Annotated in this window: 7 protein-coding genes; all 7 read right to left on the reverse strand. The window is 37.8% G+C overall.

The window, feature by feature from the left end; translation table 11 throughout:
• Nucleotides 1-106 precede the first annotated feature (106 nt).
• Nucleotides 107-2551 carry a helicase C-terminal domain-containing protein gene (locus tag ACKI5B_RS01865; protein WP_407425261.1) on the reverse strand — a complete coding sequence of 815 codons (2445 nt, stop codon included), beginning with the start codon at nucleotides 2549-2551 and terminating at the stop codon, nucleotides 107-109.
• A gap of 183 nt (nucleotides 2552-2734) precedes the next feature.
• Nucleotides 2735-3985: a tetratricopeptide repeat protein gene (locus ACKI5B_RS01870; RefSeq protein WP_407425263.1), complete on the reverse strand. Its 1251-nt coding sequence runs from the start codon at nucleotides 3983-3985 to the stop codon at nucleotides 2735-2737.
• 105 nt (nucleotides 3986-4090) lie between these two features.
• Nucleotides 4091-5200: a flagellar filament outer layer protein FlaA gene (locus tag ACKI5B_RS01875; RefSeq protein ID WP_407425265.1), complete on the reverse strand. Its 1110-nt coding sequence runs from the start codon at nucleotides 5198-5200 to the stop codon at nucleotides 4091-4093.
• Between the two features lie 95 nt (nucleotides 5201-5295).
• Nucleotides 5296-5784, reverse strand: coding sequence for a GerMN domain-containing protein (locus tag ACKI5B_RS01880; protein WP_407425267.1), 489 nt, complete (start codon nucleotides 5782-5784; stop codon nucleotides 5296-5298).
• A complete protein-coding gene (locus ACKI5B_RS01885; RefSeq protein WP_407425269.1) occupies nucleotides 5774-6805 on the reverse strand; it encodes an N-acetylmuramoyl-L-alanine amidase in 1032 nt (343 codons plus the stop codon). Before ACKI5B_RS01885 ends, ACKI5B_RS01880 begins: the two co-directional genes overlap by 11 nt.
• Entirely contained in the window at nucleotides 6802-8445 is a 1644-nt protein-coding gene (locus tag ACKI5B_RS01890; protein ID WP_407425271.1) for an ATP-grasp domain-containing protein, read from the reverse strand. Before ACKI5B_RS01890 ends, ACKI5B_RS01885 begins: the two co-directional genes overlap by 4 nt.
• Nucleotides 8446-8447: 2 nt before the next feature.
• Nucleotides 8448-10605 (reverse strand): methyltransferase domain-containing protein (locus ACKI5B_RS01895; protein ID WP_407425273.1); only part of this gene is annotated, 2158 nt, incomplete at its 5' end.

The raw sequence follows: 10605 nt of genomic DNA on the forward strand, positions 1-10605 counted from the left end.
GCTCTACCAACTGAGCTAACTGCCCTACTGCGTTACTCAACGCTCAAATAATATATCAAATTGTAAAAAATTATGCAATAGAAATAATACCGATATTTTGTTTTTTTTAATTATTTTTTATTTTATTCAAAATTTCTATCAAAGGTTTATAGACTATCTCACATTTTGGAACACTCTGCGTAAACACTTTTCCGTAAGATTTTTCGATAATACGTCTGTCCAGCGCAACAACAGCACCTGTATCATCTCCACGACGGATAAGGCGCCCGAATCCCTGACGAAACTTTATTACTGCCTGAGGAACACTTAATTCCATAAACGGAAAGCCGCCTTTTTTTGAAATCTGTTCACTTCGTGCTGCAAATACAGGATCAGAAGGCACACCAAAAGGCATTTTTACGATAATTACAAGAGAAAGAGAATTTCCAGGAACATCAACTCCTTCCCAGAAAGAATCAGTTGCAAAAAGACAGCTGGATACATCATCCTTAAACTGTGACAAAAGACGGAAACGGTCATCATCCCCCTGCTTTAAGACAGTAATTCCAGAAGAACGAAGACGAGTTCTGGCTGTATCACATGCATGACGAAGAGAATCGTAAGAAGTAAACAGCACCAGAGTTTTTCCTCCTGCAGCTAAAATCATACTTACAATTGAATCTTCGATATAGTCTTGAAAATTTTCGCTGTCAGGGAAAGGTGCATCACTAGGAACAGCAAAAAACATATTTTTTTCATAAGGAAACGGAGAAATAAATTCGCCCTGCTTAACGCGCTCCTTTTCAACAAAATTGATTCCTACCCTCTTTTTCCAGAAATCAAAAGTTTTATTGATTGAAATTGTTGCAGAAGTGCACACAATCGTTTTCATCGGTTCAAAAACACCCTTATTCATAAGTGGAGCAATATCAAGCGGAGTTTCATTAAATTCATAATAAAAAGGACTATCAAAGTTTTTTGCAATTGAAGGTGGAAGCTTTTTTGCGGCCATCCAGAAAACACTTTCAGAGTGTTCTTCCCATGAAACAAAATTCTGTGCAGTTTCAACCATTGTATCAAGACGACGTAAAACTGCTTTGGATTCATAAATTACTGATTCATCAAGATTATCTTCATCTATTCCTTCGATTATCTCCCGCATAATGCCTGTAACAGTGGCAAGATTTTTCTGTAATGCGACAATTTTCTGAATAAGGGAAGTAAAACGTGGGGCACTTCCTTCAAAAAGCCGGGTATTAAATTCCTTTCCGAGTACAAAGGCAGCTTCTTCTTCAAGTTTAGAAAGCGATTCTTTGGTACGCTCTATTTCATTTTTCACAAGATCAGATTTATCTTCAATTTTTGAAAGTGCACTTAATGTAAAAACATATCCGGTAGAACTTGATTTTCTCTGCCGGTAAATTAAATTAAGCTGCTTTAAAATCCGGAAGCGGTTAAGCGAATTTGAAAAAAAACTTGTTGCAGCATCTTCAATTCCGTGTGCTTCATCAAAAATAATGCGTTTGTAAGGCGGAAGGACTGCCGTATCGTCGTAACCGGCTCCATTCATACGGCTTTCGATGTCAGCAAACAGCATATGGTGATTTACAATAAGAATGTTGGCATCACTGGCTTCTTTACGGACTTTCATGACAAAGCATTTTTCGCGGAAACGGCATCTCATTCCCATACAGGCATCTGCTTCTGAATTTACACGCTGCCAGAGATTTTCAGGCGGCATAAAACTTAAATCACTTTTGCTGCCGTTCGCACTTTCTTTTGACCAGGCGGCAATTTTGTCAAAGATTTCAGTTTCTTCACTGAAAAGATCACGTTCATTTCCAACTTCAGAAAGACGACGGAGACATACATAATTCTGCCTGCCTTTGACTAAAATTGACTTTACTTTTTTCCCAATAATTTTTTCAGCCAGAGGGATGTCTTTTTCTGAAAGCTGCTGCTGGAGATTAATAGTTCCCGTGGAAATTACAACTCTTTCCTTATTGTTTAATGCCCAGAGCATTGAAGGTACAAGATATGCAAATGATTTTCCAACCCCAGTGCCCGCTTCAAACACACCAACAGATTCTTCGTTAAAGGTTTTTGAAATTTCTTTTACAAGTTCAATCTGACTCGGACGTTCTTCGAAATTGTCAGATATTTTTGCAAGTGAGCCGCCGGAAGAAAGAAAGTTAGCAGTTTCTTCCGTATCAAGTTTTTTTATAACGGTTGGTTTTATTGGTTCCATTACAACATAAACGTCAGAAACAGAATTATTTATGATGTAAAATCCCTGTGCCCTCTCAGAAGCCTGCTGTGCTACCATTAAATCGGCTCCAGAAGGATGCAGAACACCAGACGGATGATTATGTATTAAAACAGATGATTCACGTGCAAAAGATAGATTTACTGGAACTGTATCAGAAGTTCCACGGGCACCAGTTTTTACGGAAACAACAACACCTTCTTCATTAATAATTCCTGCAAAAAAAACTTCATTTCCGCCCGCATTTTCTATCTGCCGCCGCATTTCATCACGTACCGCAGAAGAAAATCTTCTGTTAATTTCCATGAAGACAGTTTAGCAAATTTAAGTTATTGTCGCAAATTCAGAAGAGAAATTTTCAGTTCCTTGCGCGCTTAACTCCACCACATGGATGTGGGGGAAAAGCAAAGAGAGAATTTTCTACTGCATGCTCTGCTTGCAAGAAAATTCTCGTTGGAAGCGAAAATCCAAGGAAGGATTTTCGCTTCCTTACATATTCATGCCGAATTTTTCCATAAGTTTTGCGTGAAGGCTCTCGGTTTCTGAATCATTTAAACCAAGACTTTGAGCATTTGTCAAATCTTTGAGTGCATTATCAAAATCACCAAGCTTATAATACGAAACAGCACGCCTGAAATGAGCATGAGACTGGTATTCGTTAATGCGGATTGACTCACTGTAAGCATCAATTGCTTCGGTATGTTTGTTCATAATACTTAAGACTATTCCAATGTAGTAATAAGAACGGAATGCATTTGAATCATAAATTACGCTTTTCTGAAAATCTTCGAGAGAGGCGGTATAATTATTCTGTGAAAAATACGCCATTCCCCGGTGTTTATGAATAACTGCAAGAACAGGAGCCGGTGGAGTCGGTTCTGAATTGATTATAATTGAATAGATTTCTACAGCCTTTTCCAAATCTCCATGGTTGTGAGCCTGAATTGCTTCAAGAATCATATCATCAATTGTACCATGAACATACGGAGAAACACGGTTTATGCTCTTTGGTTCAAGATTTTCAATTTTCTTACCGTTTGAAGAAAGTGTAAGCTCATCTGCCTTTTCGTAGAAGGAAGCACGACGGGCTTCTACTTCACCCTGAAGTTTTTTCTGATAATCGCGGATTTCCTGAAATATTATATCAGCCAGAGTAAGACTTGCATTCATTGAAGCTAGTTTTCTTCGTAAAGGCATGTCGAAAGGAGTAAATTCGGATTTATAGATTAATTCATGTTCTACTTCAGCCCATGCATCCTGAAGGATTGTGCGTATTTGTATTTCACACACCAAACTTTCAGGAAGAGGCAGCCCGCACTCTTTTGGCATACAGTCATTTGGAATTGAAACAAGCACATGAACCGATTCATAGCCGAATTCACGAAAACTCTGCTGAGCACCTTTGTATTCTACTTCCTTAACAATAAAATTGTCTTTTATCTGCTGCTCAACTTCACTCAAATCTTCAAGAAAAGCACAGATTACACGGATTCCCATCATGTCTGTAAGCTCAACAAAATTATTTTTTTCTGCCTCTTCACTTTTTAAACGCAGAACCTTACGGTAATAACTGTTGAAAGATTTAACACGAGATTTATATGTTGGATTTGAAGAGAGTTTAAGCGTTTTTCTAAGTTTATTTTCTACATTTGTTACAATTTCTGAAAAAACAGGTTTATAAGACTCATAAGTCGCTTTAATATTATTTTTACTTGGCAATGAATTTACGAAATTTTCCATACAGTTATATTAACACAAAATTAAGTTAAAGCAATAATATTTATTTAAAATAAAAAAAACCGCCTGCTATAAATGCGGGCGGTTTTTAAGTTCAGAGCAACTTAATTAGTTAGCTGCCTGACCACCGTTCTGCTGAGCGTTTGAATCGCTGTTAGCATCGAGTGAAGAAGAGAATGATTCTTCTGTAGCCATCTTAGACTTTTCAATGTAGCGGTTAACCTGTTTGTTACCGAAGCGAGACATTTCAAGAGTCTGACGAGCCTTTTCTTTACGAGTTACGATTCCCCAAAGATCTTCATCTGCGATATCACGTTCTGAAGTGAGTTCAGCTTTATCGTAAATGATTTTAACATCTTTGAAGTATCCGATGAAGTCATCACCAATGTGAGCTGCATCACGAGTAATCTGGAAGCCTTCGAATTTTACGAATGGCAAACCACGTGGATAGATTGGGTAAACGCGGATTTCACGTGTACGAACTTCTGAAATATATTCAGGGTTGTTCCAGATAAGAGTTTTCCAGCCGTCAAAGCCGAGATATCCCATGAAATAGCGGCGTGTGATATTGTCGTTATCTGTAAGAAGAACATAAAGTCCGTGTGGGAAATTCATACCCATTGTTGTAACAGCGATAGACTTGAGAGTACCAACATTTTTTACAAGGCCGTAAGCTGGGGTATCTTCGCTATCAGCTTCAAACAATGTGCGTCCTGAAGCCTTTTCTTCATCTGTAGGTTCCTGACGGTCGCCATTATCATCTGCAGTTGAAAGTGGTTCATAAGCCGGAATTGAGAATGGTGGAACGATTTTTGCATTTGCATTATATGCACCAGTTGGGAACAAAACTCGTACACCCATAACCTTCTGACCAGCGAATGGAACTTTTGCACTGTCTTTTACAGGTGCTGGAACAACCTGTGACTGTGCCAAGCTGCTTACTGTGCGGGCAGAACTGTTAAGAACAACTTCCCATTCACCAAGATAGAGAGAACTCTTCATGAGACTTTTCTGATCCTGTGAGAAAGATGCGCCTGCAGCAACACCGTAATCCATAATTGTACGCTTGTTCTGAGGAATTTCAACATCACTATCCTGTGCTTTAATAGAGATGTCCGTGTCCAACAGCGAGAAATCGATGAGTGTTGATTCTTTTGCAAATGCACTTGCACCGACAAGCATCAATGCTGCTGCTGATAAAATCAAAGTTTTCTTCATTTTTGAAGCTCCTTTTAACTCAATTGATGTAGCCTTGTATAATTTACAGTATCTTATATCTGACCGCTTTTGTCAACGAAAATTTATAATAATTTTCAGTCATTAATAAAATTTCCATCGATAAAAATTTCGATATTTTTAATTCCACCGAAATTCTTTTTTATATTTTTTTTCAAAAGCGAGACAGCTTTCTGAATATTAACAGACTCATCTTCCTGTAAAACAGCTTCTTTTGAAAGCTCAATATAAAGAATTTTATTTCTTAAAAAACAATAGTTAACCTTTGTTCCTGATGAAAATAAGGGACGACTGCGGTAAACTGACGGACCAAGTACAAGTTCATCAATGTAATACTGAATTTCCCCCTGCACCGGATTTGATTTTAAGTAACGTATTTCTTTTTGAGTTTTAGCAGAACCGGAAACAGGGAAGTAAAAGACCCGTCTGTCTGTTCCATGATGTGAAATTACATGAATCAGAATAAGTAAAGTGATAAATCCTGCAGTAACAGCAGAAACAATTAATTTATTCTTTTTTAAGAAAATTAAATAAAGTTCGATATTTACTTTTAATTTATTTTGCACCTGTAAATCCTCTTGAACGTTCAAAATGTGTTACAAAAGCAGATAAACCATTATATATTCCCAGTGACATTTTCTGCAAGTAAGAATTATCCGCAAGCAAAGCAGCTTCTTTTTCGTTTGAAAGAAAACCGACTTCTACAAGAACTGCCGGCATATTTGAATTTTTAACTACAAACCATTCTTCTGCCTTGATTCCGCGCGGTGAAGAAAGATTGCCAACCTGGGCTGCAATTCCATCCATGACAAATTTTGCTATAAGTATGCTTTCAGTTGTATATTCTTCTTCCATCATAGAATTCATTACATTGAATAAATTTTTGTCTACATCACCTGTTTTTTCAAGAACAGTCCGTCTGTATCCTGGAGAAAGATACCATACTTCATAACCGCTGGCTTTTTTATCAAGAGAAGAATTAACATGAATCGAAACATACAGAATCGCTTCTTTTTCACCAAGTTTGACACCATTTGCTATTTCCGTACGTTCTGCAAGTGAAAGAAATTTATCAGTATCACGAGTCATAAGAATTTTTTTATCCGGATAAGCTGATTTAAGTCTGGAATATAGCATTTTTCCAACTGAAAGATTGACATCTTTTTCTTTGACTGTAAAAGTTTTACTTTTTACTTTGTGAGTCATCATTGCACCAGGATCTTTACCACCGTGCCCCGGATCAATCAGAATTGCACCAATTTTATATCCGTTATTTTCATTCGTTTCGGTTTTAAATAATTTATCTGCACTGTCAAGGAAAGATTTTGTAACATACAAAACACCATCTTTTACAGCCGGTGCATCAGTCAATACAAGTTTTTTGTAATCCTGCAGAACAAAACCGTCCCCTGCACGAAATGAAAGCTGATGTCCGTTTTTTTCCAGAAGTCCTGAACCGCTTAACGAATCCCAATATACAGAAACACCAAGTTTTTCTGATTCTGTGATAAGGTTCAGATTTGCTGACTGTGAATAAAGAGAAAAGAGAGAAAATAAAAATGTCAGAAATAATAATTTTTTTTTCATGAATTACCTGCTGTATCGGCAACATACAACGCACCCTGAATGCCGCCACGAAGGACTGCCTGCCAGAATTTATTACCGTCGATTTCTGCATGATTCGGACAAATACAATCGAACTGTTCAAGAGTTTTTCGCAAAGTACGGTGATTCCAGTCCTTTAATGAATCAGCAAGTGGAATCAAAGTTTCAGGAAGGCAGTTAATTACCGGAGTATTTTCTGGAATTTTTGTACCTTTTCCGGCTGCGATTGTCTCAATATCCAATGACGAAACCGGCTTTTTTGGAGCAAATGTGAATGCTGAGACAGGAAATCCTTCTTCATCACTTTCAGATGAACCTGAAAGAAATTTTTCTGTTTTTGAATTATGAGTTTCAAGCCTTAGTGTAATTGAAGAAACAGCTTCTTCTGCACTCTTATAAGCCTGTTCATGATTGATACCAACTGCAATAATATTGCCGCATTTTTCGACATTATTGCGCGGAAAGTCAACCTCATCCCCTTCTTTTACACGAGGAAGCACATCACGCACTCCGTAAATCTGCTTAACTTCATCAAGGCCATAAATGTTTTTAACTTTACCGGGAATTGAAAGCCAGGCCCGTTCAGCGCTTACAAGTGTATTTGAAATTTCGTATAAATCAAAAGGCTGAGCTTTTCCTTTTACACTCTCATGCGGCTGCCACGGAAGTGAAACTCTGTTTGAAAGAAGGTAATCAGGCTCAAGTCCCAGTGCAATTTTCATTGCTTCTTCAGTAAGGTTCATACCGCTTGCATATGGAAAAGTCCAGCCTGACATATAACCGCCGGAAAGACGGGCTGCAATTTCACCAATCATAGGTCCGTTTTTTGTATATTTTATGTCAGCTTTTGCCACTCCACAGGTTAAACCGAGAGATTTAATTCCTAAAGCAAATGTCGCGATAAGTTCGTTTTTGATTTTATTGTCAACTTTTGAAGGCAGGGTATGCCCCATCTCAATAAAATAAGGCGGATAATAAATATGACGGTCAGCGAATCCTGTAATTGTAAGAGTGCCGTTATAAACAACTGAATCAATGGAAAATTCCGCACCTTCCATATAATCTTCAAAAATTGCACGATGCGTACGGGAATTTTCAATTGCATGTTTTACAGAAGCAGAAAGTTCGGATTCATTTCTGATTAAACGACAGCCGCGACCGCCCATATTGTCACAGGGTTTTACTACTTTAGGAAAATTAATTTCTGAAAAATATGATGAAGTTTGTTTTAAGAAAGACTCATCAAGTTCCTGAAATTTTGGAGAAGGAACACCGGCTTTTTCAAAACAGGCACGCATTCGTACTTTATCACTTGCATTCAAAGCAGATTCAAAACTGTGCGCAGAAAATCCCAATTTTTCTGCAACATAAGAAACACTGGCGGAAAAATCCGTTCCGGCTGTAAAAACGCCTTTAAGCTCATCATTTTCGTTTAATTTTTGTGCAAGTTCCAATAAAGATACGCGGTCTTTAAGGTCAACCGGATAAAACTCATCGGCTAAAGGTACAGCAACGGCATTTTTATTTGCATCCACAACAATTGCTTTGTAACCGAGATGTTTAGCTGCTAAAATGGCGGGTTTTTGCATGAGCCCGGCACCTAAAATCAAGATTTTATTCATTATCAAATATCCTTTTCTTTTTTACAGTAAACTTCGAAAGTATCTCCAAGTCCAAAAAAATGACTTGCAGCAGAATAAAGTGCGAACTTCAGGCTTGTTGATTTCTGACCTCGAAGGTTTGGAAAACGTTCGGGGTGATGACCGGTAGAAACTACTTTGCATACTTTGAAGCCGTATTTTTTTAAAATTGAAGCTGCTCTGCCCGGTTCCCAGAGTGTGTAATGATCACTTGGTGAAGACTGAAAAAAATTCTGTGTGTTAAACCGGCCTGAAACGCCCGATGCGGAAGGTGTTGAAAAGGCAAAGATACCGCCGTTTTTTAAGATTTTTGAAACACCGTGCAATACAGAATCCAGATCCTGAAAATGTTCAATTACATACCACATTGTAACGGCATCAAAATTTTTTACACCGAATTCTTCAATCGGGTCAAAATCAGGAAATTTAGCAGTTGTTGCTGGATAGTGAAGAGTATTCTGTACATAATCAACAGCTTCTTTAGAAATATCAGTACCAAAAACCTGCCAGCCGGCATCATTTGCAGCATCAAGATAAGGACCGAATGCACATCCTATGTCCAAAACAGCAGGAGTTACAGCTTTATGACTTCCCCGGTAAAGCATATCTACAACGCTTGTGCGTCTGACACATTGTTTTTTGATTGAAGAAAAATCATCTATGTAAGTTTTTCCGTACTGTTTTTTATAATCTTCAAAAAAGTAAGATGAATTATAATTTTTATTGTCAGCATGCGTCCATGACATATAAAGCATTCCGCAGTTTTTGCATCTTCTGAAAGTATGTAAAGTCGTGCGGGAAATTATCGGATTTTCAATTGAGGAATCTTCATCACGGCAGACAGGACATGCAAGCCTTTTTCCTGAAGCAAGAGATTTTACGAAAGAACCGAGTGATTTCTGCTCACCTTCTTTTGTAAAAGGTGATGACGGATACAAAGAAGCTGTATTTTTTAATGTTGAAACAGCATTATCTCCTGTAATCTGAGCAATCGGAAGACAGGCAAATCCATATTTCTGGGCAAGATTAACATGAAGCGGAGTGGTACCAAGTAAAATTACGCCGCAGCCTGCAGCAAGAGCTTCAAAAGCTGTAAAACCATAATGTGTTACAACAACATCATATTCAAAAAGCTGTTCTTTAAGATTATGAACTGGACGTATAAATTTAACTTTTTTTCGCAAATCGTCATCAAGGCGAAGCTCAGATTCTTCAGGATTCTGAACTATTGATGTAATTTTTTTGCCGTTAAGTACAGAAGCAAATGCAATTGATGAAGGTACAACCAGATCACTTGGATCTTCACCGCCGACTGTAATCAAAATAGATTTAATTTCATCAATATTTGACGGCTTCTTTGCTGTCCGCCTGTTTTTTGGAAGCGAAACAAATGAAGGATCAGAAATATTATTTGGTCTTGCAAGACCATAAGAAGGAATTATGTCCAGCAAACAGTCGCAAAGATCTGCATTTAAAGATCCTTCATCTATTGCAAGTACAGGAGCTGCTTTTGAAAGAGTTAAAGCGAGTTCCCTGTCAAGTGTAAAGGCATCAGTAACGATTAAATCATATTCATTTTTTTCCGGCAGACGGTTTACAATCTGCTCATCTTTAAGTCCGTTATTTTTTGCCTCTTCAAAAAGTTCCTCACGCTCATCAAGTCCGGCATCTTCAGGAATATAAACATTTGCTCCAGTTTCAACTGCTATCTGAAGGCAGCGTCGTAAATGACCTGTTCCCTTTCCTTTTTTAACACATGGAACACACAAAACGGGTTTGTAAACTTCCGGATTATCGAGAGCCTGTAAAATCTGTTCAGTTGTGTAAGGTTCTTTTACCGGCTTGTTTTCAGTGAATCTTTCACCGGAAACAATTTTTACGATTGATTCTGCCTTTTTAAAATCTGAAACTGTATCGATTGTAGTACGCAGTTTAGGATAATTCCACTGTTCTGGGGCAGGAACAAAAAGTGAACGGAAATTCTCCGGATGATTATAGAGTGCCGGTCCTACATGTTCATGATCGTAATCAAGATTTGTAAGTGCCCGGGCTTTTAAAAGAGATGCAGCTTTAAAAATTTCGATTCCACTTCCATGAGGAAGTCCTGTATATGTGATATAGTCAAAATTTTCAGAAACGGAG

Source organism: Treponema sp. (assembly GCF_045657965.1).
In the GTDB taxonomy this organism is placed as follows: Bacteria; Spirochaetota; Spirochaetia; order Treponematales; family Treponemataceae; genus Treponema_D.

Coding starts and splice junctions, on each gene's coding strand:
- ACKI5B_RS01865 (WP_407425261.1), bottom strand. CDS start 2,551: ATGGAAATTAACAGAAGATTTTCTTCTGCGGTACGTGATGAAATGCGG.
- ACKI5B_RS01870 (WP_407425263.1), bottom strand. CDS start 3,985: ATGGAAAATTTCGTAAATTCATTGCCAAGTAAAAATAATATTAAAGCG.
- ACKI5B_RS01875 (WP_407425265.1), bottom strand. CDS start 5,200: ATGAAGAAAACTTTGATTTTATCAGCAGCAGCATTGATGCTTGTCGGT.
- ACKI5B_RS01885 (WP_407425269.1), bottom strand. CDS start 6,805: ATGAAAAAAAAATTATTATTTCTGACATTTTTATTTTCTCTCTTTTCT.
- ACKI5B_RS01890 (WP_407425271.1), bottom strand. CDS start 8,445: ATGAATAAAATCTTGATTTTAGGTGCCGGGCTCATGCAAAAACCCGCC.